This window comes from Maritimibacter sp. DP1N21-5, from assembly GCF_019218295.1.
Lineage (GTDB): Bacteria > Pseudomonadota > Alphaproteobacteria > Rhodobacterales > Rhodobacteraceae > Maritimibacter.
In genome coordinates, this window is record NZ_JAHUZF010000007.1 from 126,147 (window position 1) to 143,920 (window position 17,774).

General features: G+C 62.9%; 17 protein-coding genes. 9 read left to right on the plus strand and 8 right to left on the minus strand.

The window, feature by feature from the left end:
* Positions 1 to 3: 3 nt before the first annotated feature.
* On the minus strand, positions 4 to 1,275 hold the full coding sequence (locus KJP29_RS18615; protein ID WP_370630895.1) for a PP2C family protein-serine/threonine phosphatase: 1,272 nt from the start codon (positions 1,273 to 1,275) through the stop codon (positions 4 to 6).
* Positions 1,276 to 1,407: 132 nt separating this feature from the next.
* Between KJP29_RS18615 and KJP29_RS18620 the strand changes: the two genes are divergently transcribed.
* The 4 genes from KJP29_RS18620 (at position 1,408) to KJP29_RS18635 (ending at position 3,913) form a co-directional block, all read left to right on the plus strand.
* The gene (locus KJP29_RS18620; RefSeq protein WP_255553753.1) at positions 1,408 to 1,716 is read left to right on the plus strand and encodes an Hpt domain-containing protein; all 309 of its coding nucleotides are present in this window, start codon (positions 1,408 to 1,410) and stop codon (positions 1,714 to 1,716) included.
* Between the two features lie 79 nt (positions 1,717 to 1,795).
* The gene (locus tag KJP29_RS18625; protein ID WP_218465135.1) at positions 1,796 to 3,022 is read left to right on the plus strand and encodes an argininosuccinate synthase; all 1,227 of its coding nucleotides are present in this window, start codon (positions 1,796 to 1,798) and stop codon (positions 3,020 to 3,022) included.
* A 137-nt stretch (positions 3,023 to 3,159) separates the two neighbouring features.
* On the plus strand, positions 3,160 to 3,444 hold the full coding sequence (locus KJP29_RS18630) for an SCP2 sterol-binding domain-containing protein (RefSeq protein WP_218465136.1): 285 nt from the start codon (positions 3,160 to 3,162) through the stop codon (positions 3,442 to 3,444).
* A gap of 49 nt (positions 3,445 to 3,493) precedes the next feature.
* Positions 3,494 to 3,913: a DUF1810 domain-containing protein gene (locus tag KJP29_RS18635; RefSeq protein ID WP_218465137.1), complete on the plus strand. Its 420-nt coding sequence runs from the start codon at positions 3,494 to 3,496 to the stop codon at positions 3,911 to 3,913.
* On the opposite strand, the gene KJP29_RS18640 is transcribed toward KJP29_RS18635, so the two are convergent.
* Genes KJP29_RS18640 through KJP29_RS18655 form a run of 4 tightly spaced genes read right to left on the minus strand, consistent with a single transcriptional unit; the run spans position 3,910 to position 8,693 of the window.
* Complete coding sequence (locus KJP29_RS18640) at positions 3,910 to 4,623, minus strand: HAD family hydrolase (protein WP_218465138.1); 714 nt, start codon at positions 4,621 to 4,623, stop codon at positions 3,910 to 3,912. The genes KJP29_RS18635 and KJP29_RS18640 overlap by 4 nt on opposite strands.
* Positions 4,620 to 5,525 carry a D-amino acid aminotransferase gene (locus tag KJP29_RS18645; RefSeq protein ID WP_218465139.1) on the minus strand — a complete coding sequence of 302 codons (906 nt, stop codon included), beginning with the start codon at positions 5,523 to 5,525 and terminating at the stop codon, positions 4,620 to 4,622. Before KJP29_RS18645 ends, KJP29_RS18640 begins: the two co-directional genes overlap by 4 nt.
* 46 nt (positions 5,526 to 5,571) lie before the next feature.
* On the minus strand, positions 5,572 to 6,435 hold the full coding sequence (locus tag KJP29_RS18650; protein ID WP_218465140.1) for a ribokinase: 864 nt from the start codon (positions 6,433 to 6,435) through the stop codon (positions 5,572 to 5,574).
* The gene (locus tag KJP29_RS18655) at positions 6,435 to 8,693 is read right to left on the minus strand and encodes an NADP-dependent malic enzyme (RefSeq protein ID WP_218465141.1); all 2,259 of its coding nucleotides are present in this window, start codon (positions 8,691 to 8,693) and stop codon (positions 6,435 to 6,437) included. The genes KJP29_RS18650 and KJP29_RS18655 overlap by 1 nt, the downstream gene beginning before the upstream one ends.
* Positions 8,694 to 8,923: 230 nt before the next feature.
* On the opposite strand from KJP29_RS18655, the gene galE reads away from it, so the two are divergent.
* Together galE and mutS are read left to right on the plus strand one after the other, a co-directional pair.
* Positions 8,924 to 9,934, plus strand: coding sequence for a UDP-glucose 4-epimerase GalE (gene galE / locus KJP29_RS18660; RefSeq protein WP_218465142.1), 1,011 nt, complete (start codon positions 8,924 to 8,926; stop codon positions 9,932 to 9,934).
* 89 nt (positions 9,935 to 10,023) lie between these two features.
* Positions 10,024 to 12,642, plus strand: a complete 2,619-nt coding sequence (mutS, locus tag KJP29_RS18665) for a DNA mismatch repair protein MutS (protein ID WP_218465263.1) — start codon at positions 10,024 to 10,026, stop codon at positions 12,640 to 12,642.
* Here mutS and KJP29_RS18670 read toward each other — a convergent pair whose 3' ends face one another.
* Positions 12,643 to 13,254 (minus strand): nucleotide exchange factor GrpE, encoded by a 612-nt coding sequence (locus KJP29_RS18670; protein WP_218465143.1) that lies wholly within the window; start codon positions 13,252 to 13,254, stop codon positions 12,643 to 12,645. It lies immediately after the preceding gene.
* 9 nt (positions 13,255 to 13,263) lie between these two features.
* A complete protein-coding gene (gene hrcA, locus KJP29_RS18675) occupies positions 13,264 to 14,328 on the minus strand; it encodes a heat-inducible transcriptional repressor HrcA (RefSeq protein WP_218465144.1) in 1,065 nt (354 codons plus the stop codon).
* Between the two features lie 72 nt (positions 14,329 to 14,400).
* Between hrcA and rph the strand changes: the two genes are divergently transcribed.
* The 3 genes from rph to hemW are packed head-to-tail and all read left to right on the plus strand — an operon-like array spanning position 14,401 to position 16,881.
* The gene (gene rph / locus KJP29_RS18680) at positions 14,401 to 15,114 is read left to right on the plus strand and encodes a ribonuclease PH (RefSeq protein ID WP_218465145.1); all 714 of its coding nucleotides are present in this window, start codon (positions 14,401 to 14,403) and stop codon (positions 15,112 to 15,114) included.
* Positions 15,114 to 15,722 (plus strand): RdgB/HAM1 family non-canonical purine NTP pyrophosphatase, encoded by a 609-nt coding sequence (gene rdgB, locus KJP29_RS18685; RefSeq protein WP_218465146.1) that lies wholly within the window; start codon positions 15,114 to 15,116, stop codon positions 15,720 to 15,722. Before rph ends, rdgB begins: the two co-directional genes overlap by 1 nt.
* A gap of 4 nt (positions 15,723 to 15,726) precedes the next feature.
* Positions 15,727 to 16,881 (plus strand): radical SAM family heme chaperone HemW, encoded by a 1,155-nt coding sequence (hemW, locus tag KJP29_RS18690; protein WP_218465264.1) that lies wholly within the window; start codon positions 15,727 to 15,729, stop codon positions 16,879 to 16,881.
* On the opposite strand, the gene KJP29_RS18695 is transcribed toward hemW, so the two are convergent.
* On the minus strand, positions 16,878 to 17,774 hold the full coding sequence (locus KJP29_RS18695; protein ID WP_218465147.1) for a ParB/RepB/Spo0J family partition protein: 897 nt from the start codon (positions 17,772 to 17,774) through the stop codon (positions 16,878 to 16,880). The two genes, hemW and KJP29_RS18695, sit on opposite strands and share 4 nt — an antisense overlap.

The following is a 17,774-nucleotide window of genomic DNA, read 5'->3' on the forward strand; positions in this document are numbered from 1 at the left end:
GGTTCAGGACGGTCCCGCAGCGCGGTAGTCGATGACCGCACAAGACAGATCATCCGGCAGCGCTTGACCCGAGGCGAAATCGTCCAGATCCCAGATCAGCGCCTCGAACAGGTCTTCGGTCAGGAGGGCTGCGTTTCTGGCAAGCATCCGGGCGAAGCCGCTTTCTTCCAGCTCGTCCCCCTGCGCGTTCCGGCATTCGGTGAAGCCATCCGAATAAAGCGCCAGCCGCTCCCCGGGCGCCAAGGTGAGCGTCCAGTTCTCGTAGGAGGCGTCCGACATCAATCCGATGGGCATCCCGCCTGATCCATGAAACCGCACGCGCCCGCCCGGCTCGATCACCGCCGGGTTTGGGTGGCCGCATTGCGCAACTTCGACCCGCCCTGTCGCGATTTCGACGAGCGCAAGGTTCATGGTGAAATAGAGGTCGGATTTCACCTCTGACAGCATGAGCTGGTTGAGCAAAGCTGCAACCTCGGCCGGCGCGCGCGGGCGGTATCCTCCGTCGCCATCCTCGACAAGCGCGAGGTTCCGCGCACCCGGGCCCTGAGACAGATAGCCCGCCAGCCGCGCGGTCAGCAGCGCCGAGGCGACGCCGTGGCCCGACACGTCGATGGCATAGACACCGGCGTGCCCCGCGCCCGCGTCGAACATGCCCACAAGGTCACCCCCGACGTGTCCAGCCGGTTTCAGCATCAAGGAGACCCTAACCCCGCCGAAATCCCGCACCCGGTCTCTGACCAGCGCCTGTTGCATCTTGCGCGCTTCGATCAGGTCTCGGTCGAGGGAGTCGTAAAGCGTCGAGATTTCTTCCAGGGTCGCGCTGATCAATCGGTTCTTTTCGCTGAGTTCCCGCTCCATGCGAAGAATCCGGTCGCCGGCGGCGATCCGCGCCCGAAGCTCTTCGCCGTTGACCGGCTTGGTCACGAAGTCGTCCGCCCCGACATCGAGCCCCTGCGCGACCGCCCCCTTGTCATTCTTCGAGGTGAGGAGGATGAAATATCCATATCGGTCGCGCGGCAACGACCGGAACCTGCGGCAGAGTTCCAAGCCGTCCATCCCCGGCATCATCCAGTCGGACAGGACCATATCCACGTCCGTCCGCGCCGCAATCGACAGCGCGTCTTCCCCCGTCGCGGCTTCGATCACCTCGAATCCGAGCCGCGCCAAGGTGGACGCCGTCAAACGACGCTGCGCGCGACTGTCATCCACCACGAGAACCCGGCGGATCGCGTTGGCGACCGGGACCTCCGGGGCAGGCAAGTCATGAACCGTCACTGAGGGCACCAAGTTACCTTCGACCAGCCGGACGTCTTGCGCCCGGTGCCTTCCTAGCCGCCCCCGGCTTAAGGCCACCTTAATTCCCAAGGGCGTAAATCTCTGAGACACGCAGCACGAAGGGAGCGGAGCATGATCGACTGGACCCGGATATCCGATCTGAAGGCAGAAATCGGACCTGACGACTTCGACGAGGTGATCGCCATGTTCATGGATGAAGTGGATGAAACGATCGCCAAGCTGCAGTCGGCCCCCCATCCCAGGTCACTGGAAGAAGACCTCCATTTCATCCGGTCAGCTGCGCTCAACATCGGCTTCGCCGACCTTGCCCGGGCCTGTCAGGAGGGGGAAAGCGCCGCGGCCGCCAGACAAGAGGTCGACCTCGCCGGCCTTTTTGCCCTGTACCACGCCTCACGCGCCGCTTTTGCCAATCTGCCCTGACCCTGCCCCGCGCGGGCTCACTTGCCCCGATTGAACCTTCCCTATAAACCGCGCCGGACAGTGAACGAAGGAGTCGCCGATGTCCGCGCCAAAGAAAGTCGTGCTCGCCTATTCCGGTGGCCTCGACACCTCGATCATCCTCAAGTGGCTCCAGACCGAATACGGGTGCGAGGTCGTGACCTTCACCGCCGATCTTGGCCAGGGCGAAGAGCTTGAACCGGCACGCGAAAAGGCGATCATGCTCGGGATCAAACCCGAGAACATCTTCATCGAAGACCTGCGCGAGGAATTCGTCCGCGACTTCGTGAATCCGATGTTCCGGGGCAATACGGTCTACGAAGGCCAGTATCTGCTCGGCACCTCTATCGCGCGCCCGCTGATCTCCAAGCGTCTCGTCGAGATTGCCGAAATGACCGGTGCCGACGCCGTGGCCCACGGTGCGACCGGCAAGGGCAACGATCAGGTGCGGTTCGAACTGGCCTGCTATGCGCTCAACCCCAATATCAAGGTGATCGCACCCTGGCGGTTGTGGAACCTGACCTCGCGCACGAAGCTGCTCGAATTCGCCGAACAGAACCAGATTCCGGTCGCCAAGGACAAACGGGGCGAGGCGCCCTTCTCGGTCGATGCGAACCTTCTGCACACCTCGTCCGAAGGCAAGGTGCTGGAAGATCCCGCCGAAATGGCCCCCGATTACGTCTTCCAGCGCACCAACGATCCCGAAACCGCGCCCGACACTCCCGAGTATGTCGAGATCACTTTCGAGAAGGGTGACGCCGTCGCGATCAATGGCACCGCCGTTTCGCCCGCCGAGATGCTGACGCAGCTCAATGAATTGGGTCGCGTCCATGGTATCGGTCGCCTCGACTTCGTGGAAAACCGCTTCGTCGGCATGAAATCCCGCGGCATCTATGAAACGCCCGGCGGCACGATCCTGCTCGAAGCGCATCGCGGCATCGAACAGATCACGCTGGATTCCGGCGCGGGCCACCTCAAGGACAGCCTGATGCCGCGCTATGCCGAACTCATCTACAACGGCTTCTGGTTCTCGCCGGAACGCGAGATGCTGCAGGCCGCCATCGACAAGTCGCAGGAGCTCGTGTCGGGCACGGTGAAACTCAAGCTCTACAAGGGGTCCGTGACCTGTGTGGGTCGCTGGTCGGAAAACACGCTTTATTCCGAGGCGCATGTGACGTTCGAGGATGACGCGGGCGCATATGACCAGAAGGATGCGGCGGGCTTCATCCAGCTCAACGCCCTGCGACTCAAGCTCCTTGCTGCGCGGAAACGCCGGCTGGCGAAGTGATCGTCAAGCGGCCTGTCGAGTCTAAGGGACAGGCCGCTTTCGATGCCGCTTCTTGCGACGACTGACCTTCGCGTGACGTAACCATTGTTTGCGGTCGGGACTTGGCTCTAATTCACGCGAAACGAAGCGGAGCCGCCATGACCCTTGCCGAAATAGCCAGCCGCCTGGACGTGGCGCTCGACACCCGCCCCTTGGAAAATTCCATCAAGTTCGACTGCGGCGAAGCCGGCACACTGGTTCTGTCCGGCCACGACGCGCGACTGTCCGACGAGCCGGCCGACTGCACCATCCAGATCTCCGAAGCGAATCTGGCCAAGCTCTTGGCAGGCAAGCTCAACCCCATGACCGCCTTCGCGCTGGGCAAGATCAAGGTGTCTGGCAACATGGCGGTCGCGATGAAGCTCGCGCAAATTGTCGGCTGACGCCTTGTCCTCAGACCTGTGAGGCGTAGGCTCCCCGCAAGGAGGAGCCATGGACCCTGACGAAGCCGAGATGTTCATCGAAGCGCAGGACGGCGTCTGGAAAGACGTGCAGTCCGAGCTTGAGGCAGGCAAGAAAACGACGCACTGGATGTGGTTCGTTTTTCCCCAACTGGCCGCACTGGGACAATCCGACATGTCGCAGCTGTTTGGCCTGCACGACCTCGAAGAAGCCCGCGATTATCTGGAAGAACCGACCCTCGGTCCCCGCCTGATCGAAATGTCGAAGCTCTTGCTGACGCATGACGAAAAGTCAGCCGAGGAGATCCTCGGTGCGGTCGACGCCATGAAGCTGCGATCCTCCATGACGCTCTTTCGAGAGGTCCCGGGGGCGGATGGTGTCTTTGGTGATGTGCTGGAGGCGTTTTTCGGCGGCAAGCCCTGCGAGCGGACGCTGGCGGAACTCGGTTAGACCACGAGTCGCCGGTCCCGTAACCGCTCGTAGAAGGGCAAAGCCTCTTCCGCGAGCGCGGCTTTCCATTCTTCAAGGTGCGGGCGAGGGCCTTCGGGCCCGGCAAAGCCTGTCGACGCGTGGACGACGCCATACCAATGCGCCGCCCAGACCCCGTCGACCGGTTTCGGTCCCGCCGGCCAAGAAAGCATCGCCGGATCCCAAGCGAGGCCCAGCGCGGCACAGATGGCGCGCAGCATGAGTTCCGGCGCCGCCCGCACGTCCAATGAGTCGACGACCACCGGCGCGTGGCCTTCGGCGACAAGTTGATCGAAAAGCTCCGCCTGCTGCACGAAGCCAATATCGCCAAGGCCGACGGCGTCATACTTGGCCGAGAAGCTGTCCACGACGCGCGCGGGATGGCGAATGAGGAACAGGTGACGCATGCCGCCGAACCAGTCGCGCGGTATCTCGGGCAGCATGTGTTGCGCCATGTGCTTGTGATAGACATGCACGCGCTCGTCAGGCCCCGTAAGTTGGCGGATCACCTCGGCCAGGTCCTGCGATTGGCTCGCCAAAATCTCGTCCCGCATGGGGTGTGCCAGGCCGGTGCGCGCCAGATAGGCGGCATAGAAGGGCTCGTCGACCGCGCCGAAGTCCGCCCTGTTCGCGAAGGCATACATCATCGCCGTCGAGATATTGCGCGGGCCGGACCAACAGGCGATCTTCATCGCGTTTCCCGCTGGATCAGTGACACATAGAGGTCGCGTATGAGCTGGGTGACTGGCCCCATCTCCCCGCTCCCGATCACGCGTCCATCAATGCTGCCGACCGGCGTCTGGGCGCCGAAAGTGCCGGTCAGAAACGCCTCGTCTGCACCGTATGTATCGACGAGCGAGAAGTTCCGTTCGAAAACGGGGATCCCCTCCGCGCGGCACAGCTCGATCACCTTGCGCCGCGTGATCCCGTTCATGCAGTAATCGCCGGTCGACGTCCAAACCTCGCCCCGGCGCACGATGAAGAAATTGCAGGCATTGGTCGTGTTCACGAATCCATGCACATCGAGCATAAGCGCCTCGTCGGCCCCTGCCTTTTCCGCCGCGATGCAGGCCAGAATACAGTTGAGCTTGGAATGCGAGTTCAGTTTCGGATCCTGCGACATCGGCAGCCCGCGGATATGCGGCACCGTGGCAAGCCGTATAGGCGCCCCGATGGCGGGGACCGAGTGTTCCATGATGATCGCAATGGTCGGCCCGGAGCGTGACAGGGACGGATGCTGGAAGGGTCGCGCCTTGCGGCCGCGCGTGACCATCAACCGCGCATGGGCGTCGGTCTCCATCCCATTGGCGGCCCGGGTTTCCTCGAGCGCCGCAACGATCCTCTCGCGCGTCAGCCCGATCTCAAGGTCGATGGCCTTGGCCGCCTCGAAGAGCCTGTCGAGGTGGTCATCCAGGAAAGCCCAGCGCCCGTCGTAAAGACGCAGGCCCTCCCAGATCCCGTCGCCCAGCATGAAGCCAGCATCGTAGATCGACACGACGGCCTCGTCGTCTCGAACCAGACGCCCGTTGAGCCAATACGTCAGGTTGTCGTTGCGCGGATCCTCCGCGGCGTCATGTGTGGTTTGCACGGTCATGCTCCCGACGCTAGGAGCGGGCCGTCCGATTGAAAAGAGCCGACTGTTATCGGGTGGCGAGGAAGGCGTCGACTTCGTCGGAGGTGGGCATCGCGGCCGATGCACCGTGCCGCGTCACCTGGAGGGCCGAGGCGGCCGCGCCACGCAGAAGCGCGACGTCGATTGGAAAGCCTCCATCCAGCGCGGCAGCGACATAGCCGATGAAACAGTCGCCCGCACCTGTCGTGTCGACCGGTGTAACCTCGAAGGCGGGTTGGACATGACGCTCCTCTCCAAGCCACTCCGCACCGCGCGCGCCCTTGGTGACGAGTAGGTTGGCGACCTCGATGGCGTCGATCTCAATCCCAAGGTGCTTTGCCATCTGGGCCGCCTCGATCTCATTAACCACGAGCAGATCGACAAGCCCCACCATCGCGCCTGCATCCTCTGCGACGAAGGGCGCAGCGGAATAGATTACGAAGCACCCCCGGTCCTTCGCGATCCGCGCCGCTTTCCCGGCGTGGTTCACTTCGTTCTGAAGGAGCAGGATATCGCCCGGTCGCGCACCGCCCAGGGCGTTTTCAAGGTGGGATAGAGACTGATTTCGGTTCTCGCCGGGGACGATGACAATCTGGTTTTCGCCGGCGGGATCCACATAGATGTTGGCATGGCCCGTGGTCCCGTCAACCAGCTCGACAAAGCTCAGGTCGACACCGGCCCGTCGCATGTCCTCCAGCACCCGGCGATCCGACCCGACCCGACCGATGTGGCGCACCTCCCGCCCTGCCCGCGCCGCCGCGACCGATTGGTTGGCGCCCTTACCACCCAACCCGCTGGCAAGACCCGTCGCCGTCAACGTTTCGCCGGGTCCCGGCAGATGCGGGACCCGATAGACATGATCCACGTTGATGGAGCCGAAGGTCCAGATCATCAGCCGACCTTGCAGGCCGCGAAGATCGCCATGTTGAGAATGTCGTTCGCCGTGGACGTGGTCGAACAGATCTGGATCGGCTTGGTGACACCCGACAGGATCGGCCCGATCACCGTCGCCCCCGCCATTTCCTGCATCAGCTTGACCGAGATCGACGCCGAATGCCGCGCCGGCACGACGAGGATATTGGCCGGACCCGACAGCTTGCAGAACGGATATTGGGCAAGGACATCGGGGTTCAGGGCCACATCCACTGTCATTTCGCCGTCATACTCGAAGTCCACCCCCCGCGCTTCGAGGATCGCGGGCGCTTCGTGCATCTTCTCGGCGCGTTCCGACACCGGATAACCAAACGTCGAGAAGCTGACAAAGGCCACGCGCGGCTCGAGGCCCAGGTCCCGCGCAACGCTCACCGCGCCTTCCGCAATATTGGCGAGGTCCTCGGTCCCGGGCCATTCATGAACCAGCGTGTCGGCGACCAGAACGATCCGGCCCTTGTGAAGGATCGCGGTAACGCCCACGGCGCCGTCCTGCGGCTTGGCATCGAAGACATGGTTGATCAACTCGAGCACGTGCGCCGATTTCCGCGTGGCCCCGGTAACGAGCGCGTCGCCGTGACCATGCGCGAGCATGAGAGATGCGAAGACGTGCCGATCACGCGAAGCGAGCCGGTGAACGTCCTTCCGGTCGAAGCCTTCGCGTTGCAGCCGTTCGTAGAGGAACGCCTTGTAGGTATCGAGATGGGCGGTGTTGGCCGCGTTCACCACCTCGATCTCGGCCACCGCATCGGCAAGCCCCGCAGCCGACAGTTTGTCGGCCACGTCCTGTTCGCGGCCCACCACCAGAGCTTTCCCGAACCCGTTTCGCTGATACTGGACGGCAGCGCGCAAGACATGAGGGTCGTCGCCTTCCGCGAAGATCATGGTCGCCTGCGCCTGACGCGCCCGGGCATTCAGGCCGCGCAGGATCGAGGCGGTCGGGTCCATGCGGGCGCGCAGTGACGCGGCATAGCGGTCCATGTCGATGATCGGACGGCGTGCGACGCCACTTTCGATCCCGGCCCGGGCGACCGCGGGCGGGATCTGATGGATCAGGCGCGGGTCGAAAGGCGTTGGAATGATGTAGTCCCGGCCGAAGGTCAGCTTCTTGCCATAAGCGATGGCCACCTCGTCCGGCACATCCTCTCGTGCCATCTTGGCGAGCGCCTCGGCACAGGCGATCTTCATCTCGTCGTTGATCGCCCGCGCGTGGATATCGAGCGCGCCGCGGAAGAGATAGGGAAAGCCCAAGACGTTGTTCACCTGATTGGGGTAATCCGACCGCCCCGTGGCCACGATCACGTCCTCGCGGACCTCGTGCACCTCTTCCGGCGTGATTTCCGGGTCCGGGTTCGCCATCGCGAAGATCACGGCGTTTTCGGCCATGTTAGACACCATACCCTGCGTGACCGCCCCCTTGACCGACACGCCTAGGAAGACGTCCGCGCCGACCATCGCCTCTTCCAGCGTGCGCAGCTCGGTTTTGACCGCATGGGCCGATTTCCACTGATTCATCCCCTCGGTGCGACCCTGATAGATCACGCCCTTGGTGTCACAGACGATGCAATTGTCATGCCGGGCACCCATCGACTTGAGCAACTCGATACAGGCGATCCCGGCCGCCCCCGCCCCGTTCAGGACAATGCGGCACTCCGAGATGTCCTTGCCGGAGATATGCAGCGCGTTGATCAGTCCAGCCGCACAGATGACGGCCGTGCCATGTTGGTCGTCATGGAACACCGGAATGTCCATCAGTTCCTTGAGCCGCTGCTCGATGATGAAACACTCTGGCGCCTTGATGTCCTCGAGGTTGATCCCCCCGAATGTCGGCCCCATCAGCCGCACCGCATTGATGATCTCGTCCGGGTCCTCGGTGTCGAGCTCGATGTCGATGGAGTTCACGTCCGCGAAGCGTTTGAACAGAACCGCCTTGCCCTCCATCACCGGCTTCGACGCGAGCGCGCCGAGATTGCCGAGCCCCAACACAGCCGTGCCGTTGGACACCACCGCAACGAGGTTACCCTTGTTGGTGTAGTCATAGGCGGTTTCGGGGTTGTCGAAGATGGCCTCGCAGGGCACCGCGACCCCCGGCGAATAGGCGAGGGACAGGTCGCGCTGGGTCGTCATCGGCACACTTGGCGTCACATCGAACTTGCCGGGTCGCGGTTCCAGATGAAAGGCGAGCGCCTCTTCTCGGGTGATCCGGGGTTTCCCAGCCATGTTGCGTCCTCCGATCTTCCCGGCGTCTTTAGCCATGGGGGTCCCCTGTCTCAAGCCGAATGCGCCGAAGTGTCATAGGCATGGCGCATCGTTGTGTAACTTTTGAAAAGCCTTCGTGGTATATTCGGCAACATTAGTTCGCGCAAGAGCATCCAGACCCTGCGCCTCAGAGGGTACGTGAAATCCCGCCGAGATCGCCGTAAATTACCGACGAATCAACGGGATTTCTCATGTCCAAGACCATTCTTCTCACCGGTGGCGCCGGCTACATCGGGTCGCATACCTATGTCGAACTGAAGTCCGCCGGATATGACGTCGTCATCATCGACAACTTCTCCAACGCGCGTCCTGATGTGATCGACCGGCTGGCCCAGATCACCGATGCGCCGGTTACGTGGCACAAGGGCGACGTGCTGGACAAAGCCTTTCTGGCCAAGGTCTTCGCACAGCACGCCGTTGACGCGGTCATCCACTTCGCCGCGAAGAAAGCGGTCGGGGAATCGGTGGAGAAACCGCTCGACTATTTCGAAACGAATTGCACCGGGTTCTCCAACATCCTGATGGCGATGCAGGCAGCCGGGGTCTTCAACGTGGTCTTCTCCTCCACCGCCACAGTTTATGGCGAGCCCCTGTCCCTGCCCTATACCGAAGACCATCGGATCGCGCCGGTGTCACCCTATGCGCAGTCCAAGGTGACCTGTGAAACCCTGCTGCGGCAACTCAAGGACAGCGACCCGCGCTGGAACTATGGCGTTCTGCGGTATTTCAACCCGGCCGGTGCGCATGACTCTGCCCTGATCGGCGAAGATCCCAACGACATTCCGAACAACCTGATGCCCTATATCGCCAAGGTCGCCACCGGAGAGCTACCACATCTGAACGTCTTCGGGGACGACTACGACACGCCGGACGGCACCGGCGTTCGCGATTACATCCACGTGGTCGATCTGGCGCGCGGGCACGTGCAATCCGTGGGCAAGCTTCTGGACGATCAGGACACCCATATCCTCAACCTCGGCACTGGAACCGGTTACTCGGTCTTCGACATGCTCAGAAGCTATGAAAAGGCCTGCGGCACGACGCTTCCTTTCAAGATCGGCCCAAGGCGGGCGGGGGATATCGACTGTTTCTATGCCGATCCGGCGTCGGCACGAGACTACCTTGGCTTCGAGGCGACCCGTGGTCTCGACGAGATGTGCCAAAGCTCCTGGAACTGGGTCAGTCGCGTCCGCAATTCCTAGGGTTTCGTCCCCGGACAGAGGCAGATAGGGTCCGGGATATCTCTGGATCGGGGTCCGTTTTGAACACTGCAAATGCCGCTGTAACGCCCATGATGGCGCAGTATCTCGACCTGAAGGCGGGATATCCCGACGCGCTCCTCTTCTATCGCATGGGCGACTTCTACGAGCTTTTCTTCGACGATGCCGTCGCGGCGGCGCAGTCTCTCGACATTGCCCTGACCAAGCGGGGAAAACACCTGGGCGAAGACATTCCGATGTGCGGCGTGCCGGTGCATGCCGCCGAAGGATACCTCCTGACCCTGATCCGCAAGGGCCACCGCGTCGCCGTCTGCGAACAGATGGAGGACCCCGCCGAGGCAAAAAAACGCGGCTCGAAATCGGTCGTGCACCGCGACGTGGTGCGGCTCGTCACGCCCGGCACCCTGACCGAGGACTCGCTGCTTGACGCCCGCCGGCACAACTTCCTCGCGGCCTATTGCGAGGTACGGTCGGACTCTGCGCTGGCCTGGGTCGACATCTCCACCGGCGCCTTCCGTGTCATGCAGCTGGGCCAGGGAAAACTGGGACCGGAACTTGCCCGCATCGCACCGCGCGAAGTCATTGTCGCGGACGGCTTTGATGCCGATCTGGACGAACGGATTACCGACGCGGGCGCGGCGCTTACACCTCTTGGCCGCGCCGCCTTCGACAGCACCAATGCCGAGAAACGGCTTGGCGACTTGTTCCAGGTTGCCACACTGGACGCGTTCGGGACCTTCGGGCGTGCGGAAGTCGGCGCCATGGGGGCGCTGGTCGAATACCTCGACATCACGCAGAAGGGCAAACTACCCCTCCTGCGCCCTCCGGTGCAGGAACAGGCTCTTGCCGCGATGCAGATCGACGCGGCGACCCGGCGCAATCTTGAACTTACCCACGCGCTTTCAGGCGGTCGCGACGGCTCGCTTCTGGCGACGATGGACAGGACCGTGACCGCGGGCGGCGGACGCCTGTTGGAGCGGCGGGTCTCCTCCCCCTCCCGGACACTGTCCGTGATCCACGACAGGCTCGCCGCCGTTGAGCATCTGGTCGCCGACGCCCGGCTGCGGGACAACCTTCGCACCCTTTTGCGCAATGTTCCGGACATTGACCGCGCCCTGTCCCGGTTGGCCCTCGACCGGGGCGGTCCTCGTGACCTCGCTGCGATCCGGGACGGGCTTGGCGCCGCGCGGGAGATCTCGGAGAAGCTCCCTCCGACTGTGCCGGACCTTCTGCACCGCGCAGCACAGGCACTGGTCGGGCATGAGGCGCTGATCGAGCTTCTTGACCGTGCCTTGATCGCGGAACCGCCCCTTCTGACCCGGGATGGCGGCTTCATCGCCGAAGGGCACGACCCAGACCTTGATCAGGCACGCAAATTGCGTGATCAGGGTCGCGGCGTGATCGCTGGAATGCAGGCGGATTTCATCGAGGCGACGGGAATCTCATCCCTGAAGATCAAGCACAACAACGTGCTGGGCTATTTCATCGAAACCACAGCGACCCACGCCGAGAAAATGCTCTCCCCGCCGCTGTCGGAAACCTTCATCCACCGGCAGACCACCGCCAACCAGGTGCGCTTCACGACGGTGGAACTGTCGGAGCTGGAAACCCGTATTCTGAACGCCGGGAACCACGCGCTCGAGATCGAAAAACGTCTCTATGATGGCCTGAAACGCAGTATCCTTGAGCATCACGCGAAGCTTGGCGATGCCGCGCGCGCCCTTGCCGAGGTAGATCTGGCGGCGGCACTCGCCGAAGTCGCAGTCGTCGAGAACTGGTGCAAACCGGACGTCAGCGACAGCCGCGACTTCCTCGTGACGAACGGCCGCCATCCCGTGGTGGAGCGCAGCCTGCGCGCGCAGGGCGGGGCCAGCTTCGTGGCAAACGACTGCCACCTGTCGGACGGTGCCGAGGGCGCGCATATCTGGCTCCTCACAGGACCAAACATGGCCGGGAAATCGACTTTCCTCCGCCAGAACGCCCTGATCGCCCTTCTCGCCCAAGCCGGAAGTTACGTGCCCGCCGACGAGGCGCGCATCGGGGTCGTCTCCCAGCTTTTCTCCCGCGTTGGCGCGGCTGACGATCTGGCCCGGGGGCGATCCACCTTCATGGTCGAAATGGTCGAAACCGCCGCGATCCTCAATCAGGCCGACGATCGCGCCTTGATCATTTTGGACGAAATCGGGCGCGGCACGGCGACCTATGACGGGCTGTCCATCGCCTGGGCGACCCTCGAACATCTCCACGACGTCAACCGCGCACGCGCCCTTTTCGCGACGCATTATCACGAGATGACCCAGCTCGCCGGCAAGCTTCACGGCGTGGACAACGCGACGATTGCCGTCAAGGAATGGGAAGGCGACGTCGTCTTCCTGCACGAGGTCCGCAAAGGCGCGGCGGACCGGTCCTACGGGGTGCAGGTCGCGAAACTGGCCGGACTGCCCGCTTCGGTGATCGACCGGGCGCGTATCGTTCTGGATGCGCTGGAAAAAGGAGAGCGCGAGGGTGGAAACCAGAAGGCGATCATCGACGATCTGCCGCTCTTTGCCGTGTCACCGGCCCCCGCCGCACCGAAGTCTGCCGGTCCGTCACCCCTCAAGGAAAAGCTCGCCGGAATTCATCCCGACGAGCTCTCTCCGCGCGAGGCGCTTGACCTCATCTATCAGCTCAAAAAGCTGTCCGATCCGTAATCAGCCCGGATTGGACGACACGCCGACCTGGGCCGGGCGCAGGAGCCGGTCATGGATCATGAAGCCTTCGGCCATGACCTGAATGATCGCGCCCTTGGTCGTTCCGGGAACCGGGGCCTCGAACATCGCTTCATGTTCTTCGGGATCGAACTTGTCACCCACTTCCGGTGCAAGCACCCGAATCCCGTGTTTCTCGAAAATCCCCAGAAGCGACCGCATCGTCAGCTCGATCCCCTCGACCAGCCCCGAGGCTTTGCCGCGAAGCTCATCGTCAATGGCATCGAGCGCGCGCTTCATGTTGTCGTAAACCGGCAGCATGTCGCGGGCGAGCTTCGAGCCACCGTAGTTCTCGGCTTCCCGACGATCCCGCTCCGACCGCTTGCGCGCATTCTCGGCATCCGCCAGCGCGCGCATCCACTTGTCGCGAAGCAGGTCGCGTTCGGTCGTCAGTTCGGCAACGATGTCCACCTCGGCTTCGGTCGCCATTTCGGGCGCCGCTTCGACTTCGGGCGCCAGATCGGGCTCCGGCTGGGCCGATTTGCCTTGATCACCCATGATCTCTTCGATTGCCGCTTCGATATCGTCCAATGGTTGTTTCTTTGCGTCCGCCATCTCTACCTCTTAGCCCCTGTCAGATATCAGCCGTCCGACCAGTTGCGCTGTGTAATCCACGATCGGCACGATCCGCCCATAGTTGAGCCGCGTAGGTCCGATAACCCCAACCGCGCCGACAATCTTTCGGTCAGCGTTCATATATGGAGAAACCACCAGAGAGGAACCGGAAAGTGAGAAAAGTTTGTTCTCCGAGCCGATGAAAATGCGCACGCCCTCGCCATCCTCGGCCAGTTCGAGGAATTCCGCGATATCACGTTTTCGTTCGAGGTCGTCGAAGAGGCTCCGGATCCGCTCCAGATCGGCTTCGTCCCCCTGCCCCTGCAGGAGATTCGCCTGACCCCGCACGATAAGCCGGTCGGTCCCGCCGCCCTGGCCATCCCAGACGGCAAGCCCGCTTTCCACGAGCGCGGTCGCAAGCTGGTCAAGCTCCCGCCGCCGCTTTTCGATCTCTTCGACGATGACACGGCGCAGCTCGCCCAGCGTGCGCCCTTCGGCCAGGGCATTGAGGAAATTCGCGGCCTCCCGCATCGAACTTGGCGTTTGTCCCGGCGGCGGCGTGAACAGCCGGTTCTCGACCTGACCGTCTGCAAAAACGAGCACGGTCAGGGCGCGATCGGCCCCGAGCGCCACGAATTCGATATGCTTGATCGGCGCCTCGTGCTTAGGCGTCAGGACAAGGCTCGCTCCCGCCGTGATGCCCGACAAGGCCCGGCCCACGTTGTTCAGAAGCGCGCCGACATCCTGATCATTTGCCCCGAGGGTGGCGTCGATCTTGTCCCGGTCGTTATCGGTCAGTTCCCCCACCTCGAGAAAGCCGTCGACGAACATGCGAAGCCCCTGTTGCGTCGGAATACGGCCGGCCGACACATGCGGGCTGTCGAGAAGCCCCATGAACTCGAGGTCCTGCATCACGTTGCGGATCGTCGCGGCCGAGACCTTTTCGGACAGGGTGCGGGTCAGCGTCCGGGACCCGACCGGGTCTCCGGTTTCCAGATACGACTCGACAAGCCGCCGAAACACTTCGCGCGAGCGGTCGTTCAATGCGTCATATCCTGTCGACCCTTGGGCCATGGACTCTCCCGATGCTTGCTTTTCCAATGCGGCCATGACACCCACAGGCGACCAGAAAAGGAAGGACACCCGATGCGCCCGTCAGGCCGGAATGTAGATCAAATGCGTTCGATTTCAATTGAAACAGGGGTCACGAAACACGCGGAAGGGTCCTGTCTAATCAAGATCGGCGACACCCATGTCCTTTGCACTGCCTCGCTGGAGGAACGGGTGCCGCCGTTTCTGCGCAACACCGGCATGGGGTGGGTCACGGCAGAATACGGCATGCTGCCCCGTTCGACCTCGTCCCGCATGCGGCGCGAAGCGACGAGCGGTAAACAAGGCGGAAGAACTGTGGAAATTCAAAGGCTTATCGGGCGGTCCCTGCGCGCCGGCGTGGATCGCCAAGCCTTGGGCGAACGGCAGATCACGGTCGACTGTGATGTCCTTCAGGCCGACGGTGGCACACGCTGTGCGGCGATCACCGGCGGCTGGGTCGCGCTGCGTCTTGCCGTGAACAAGCTGATGAAGTCCGGCGATATCCGCACCGATCCGCTGATCGATCCCGTCGCCGCAGTCTCCTGCGGTGTCTACGCCGGTCAGGCGGTGCTTGATCTCGACTATCCCGAGGACTCGGAAGCGGGCGTTGATGGCAATTTCGTCATGACCGGCACCGGACGTCTCATCGAAGTGCAGATGTCGGCTGAAGGGTCAACCTTCTCCCGCGCCCAGATGGACGACCTCATGGGCCTTGCCGAGAAAGGCGTTCTGGACCTCGTCGCCGCGCAGAAGGCGGCCGTCGCCTGATGCGCCGGTTCACGGGCGACAAGCTGGTCATCGCCAGCCACAACAAGGGCAAGCTGCGCGAGATTGCCGCGTTGCTTGAACCCTTTGGCGTGACAGTCGTCTCGGCCGGCGATCTTGGCCTGCCCGAACCCGCCGAGACCGAGGATACCTTTGCCGGCAACGCCCGCATCAAGGCGCATTTTGCCGCCAAGGAATCGGGCCTCCCCGCACTCTCTGACGACAGCGGACTGATGGTCGATGCGCTGGACGGCGCGCCCGGCGTCTATACCGCCGACTGGGCCGAAACGCCGGTAGGCCGCGATTTCCCGATGGCGATGCAAAAGACATGGTCGCTGCTCGAGGAAAAGAACGCGCCCGAACCGCGGACCGCGTCGTTCAACTGCACGCTCTGTCTCGCCTGGCCCGATGGCCATGACGAGATCTTTGACGGTCAGGTCCCCGGCCGCCTCACCTGGCCGATGCGCGGCGAACAGGGCTTCGGTTACGACCCGATGTTCATCCCGGAGGGGTTCGACGTGACCTTTGGAGAAATGGACCCAACCAGGAAGCATGACATGAGTCACCGTGCCGTCGCCTTCGCCAAGCTGGTCGAGGGCTGCTTTGGCTGAGGTGATCGAGGATTGGCGGCACGGCGGCTTCGGCCTCTACATCCACTGGCCGTTCTGCGCCGCCAAATGCCCCTACTGCGACTTCAACAGCCATGTGTCCGCGACGATCAATCAGGAAGACTGGCTCCGCGCCTACCTTTCCGAACTTGACCGGGTCGCATCCGACACACCCGACCGGATCCTCAACAGCGTCTATTTCGGCGGCGGAACGCCTTCGTTGATGGAGCCGGGCCTCGTTGGCGCGATCCTCGAGACCGCTCTCGCCCACTGGACCCCGGCCAACGACATCGAGATCACGCTCGAAGCGAACCCCTCCTCGGTCGAGGCCGCGCGGTTCGTGGGTTACAGGGATGCGGGTGTCAATCGCGTGTCGATGGGGTTCCAGGCGCTCAACGACCGCGACCTGAAGGCCCTCGGACGCCTGCACAATGTCGAACAGGCGCTTGGCGCGCTGGACGTGGCCCGCAGCACCTTTGACCGCGTGAACTTCGACCTGATCTATGCACGTCAGGACCAATCCTTGGACGACTGGCGGGCCGAACTCAGCCGCGCGATCAGCTTCGAACCCGATCACCTGTCACTCTACCAGCTCACCATCGAGGACGGCACCGCTTTCGGAGATCGCTTCTCCCGTGGCAAACTGCGCGGTCTGCCAGACGAGGATCTCGCCGCCGACATGTATTTCCTGACGCAGGAGATCACGACAGCCGCCGGGCTTCCTGCCTACGAAGTGTCGAACCACGCGCGGCTCGGCCAGGAATCGCGGCACAACCTGATCTACTGGATGGGCGGTGACTACGCCGGGATCGGACCCGGTGCGCATGGCCGCATCACGCGAAACGGCCTGCGTCACGAAACCTGGACCGAACTTGGTCCCGCCAAATGGCTCCAGATGGTCGAAACAGGCTCCGGAAGTGCTGGCGAAACCGCGCTTTCTCGTAAAGACCACGCCTCGGAATACCTGATGATGTCGCTCAGGACGACGAGAGGAACGGATTTCGCTCGCTACGAATCGATCCTTGGTAAGCCTTTGGATTCAAAGGAAATCGCAACGCTAAAAGAGAATGGCCTCGTCCGCGAGGAACAAGGCCATCTGATTGCGACGCCCGGAGGCCGTGCCGTGCTCAACGCCGTGATCACGGCGCTCCTGCCGGACTAGGACCCGCCGCCAAGTTTGGCGCAGAGGTCGTCCAGCTCCTCGAGCGTCTTGTAGCTGATCGTGATCGACCCGCCCTCGTCCCCGGTCTTGTGGTCGATGGACACCTTCATACCGAGCGTCGCCGACAGATCACCTTCGAGCGCCACGGTATCGGCATCCTTCGTCCGGTAGGTCGCCGGACGCGACGGCGCCTTCTTCTCGGGCGCACCCTTCGCGAGCTTCTCGATCTCCCGCACCGACAGGCCCTTTGAAATCGCCTGGCGCGCAATCGACAGCGGATCGTCCGCAGTGATCATCGCCCGCGCCGCACCAGCGGACAGTCGCCCCTCCCGGACGTAGTCCAGAACTTCCGCCGGCAGGTTGAGAAGCCGCATCATATTGGCAAGATGCGAGCGGGACTTGCCCAAGGCTTCGGACAACTGCTCCTGCGTGTGCCCGAACTTGTCCATGAGGTCACGATATCCCGCGGCCTCTTCAACCGGGTTCAGGTCGGCGCGCTGAATGTTCTCGATGATCGCGACTTCGTAAGATTCCTGCTCCGTGTAGCTCCGGATGATCGCCGGCACCTCGTGGAGGCGCGCCGCCTGTGCCGCCCGCCACCGACGTTCGCCGGCGACGATTTCATACGCGCCTTCCTGCGTCGGATGCGGCCGCACGATAAGGGGCTGGATGACACCCTTCTCCTTGATCGACGCCGTCAATTCGCCCAGCGCATCCGGCGAAAACGTCCGCCGCGGCTGGGTCGGATTTGCCATGATCTGCCCGATCGGGATCATCATGTCGGGCTTGCGCGTCGGCTGCTCCGATGCCGCCTTTGCCGGCTCCGTCTGCACATCGGCCATGAGCGCGGACAGACCGCGTCCCAGGCCACGATTTTTCGGCGGTGTCGCCAT

Excerpts from the sequence above, each read along its gene's own strand:
- rph (WP_218465145.1), top strand. The coding sequence starts at position 14,401 with ATGCGCCCGTCAGGCCGGAATGTAGATCAAATGCGTTCGATTTCAATT.
- KJP29_RS18695 (WP_218465147.1), bottom strand. The coding sequence starts at position 17,774 with ATGGCGACACCGCCGAAAAATCGTGGCCTGGGACGCGGTCTGTCCGCG.
- mutS (WP_218465263.1), top strand. The coding sequence starts at position 10,024 with ATGATGGCGCAGTATCTCGACCTGAAGGCGGGATATCCCGACGCGCTC.
- KJP29_RS18620 (WP_255553753.1), top strand. The coding sequence starts at position 1,408 with ATGATCGACTGGACCCGGATATCCGATCTGAAGGCAGAAATCGGACCT.
- hrcA (WP_218465144.1), bottom strand. The coding sequence starts at position 14,328 with ATGGCCCAAGGGTCGACAGGATATGACGCATTGAACGACCGCTCGCGC.
- KJP29_RS18635 (WP_218465137.1), top strand. The coding sequence starts at position 3,494 with ATGGACCCTGACGAAGCCGAGATGTTCATCGAAGCGCAGGACGGCGTC.
- KJP29_RS18650 (WP_218465140.1), bottom strand. The coding sequence starts at position 6,435 with ATGATCTGGACCTTCGGCTCCATCAACGTGGATCATGTCTATCGGGTC.
- galE (WP_218465142.1), top strand. The coding sequence starts at position 8,924 with ATGTCCAAGACCATTCTTCTCACCGGTGGCGCCGGCTACATCGGGTCG.
- KJP29_RS18625 (WP_218465135.1), top strand. The coding sequence starts at position 1,796 with ATGTCCGCGCCAAAGAAAGTCGTGCTCGCCTATTCCGGTGGCCTCGAC.
- KJP29_RS18640 (WP_218465138.1), bottom strand. The coding sequence starts at position 4,623 with ATGAAGATCGCCTGTTGGTCCGGCCCGCGCAATATCTCGACGGCGATG.
- KJP29_RS18645 (WP_218465139.1), bottom strand. The coding sequence starts at position 5,525 with ATGACCGTGCAAACCACACATGACGCCGCGGAGGATCCGCGCAACGAC.
- KJP29_RS18655 (WP_218465141.1), bottom strand. The coding sequence starts at position 8,693 with ATGGCTGGGAAACCCCGGATCACCCGAGAAGAGGCGCTCGCCTTTCAT.
- rdgB (WP_218465146.1), top strand. The coding sequence starts at position 15,114 with ATGCGCCGGTTCACGGGCGACAAGCTGGTCATCGCCAGCCACAACAAG.
- KJP29_RS18630 (WP_218465136.1), top strand. The coding sequence starts at position 3,160 with ATGACCCTTGCCGAAATAGCCAGCCGCCTGGACGTGGCGCTCGACACC.
- KJP29_RS18670 (WP_218465143.1), bottom strand. The coding sequence starts at position 13,254 with ATGGCGGACGCAAAGAAACAACCATTGGACGATATCGAAGCGGCAATC.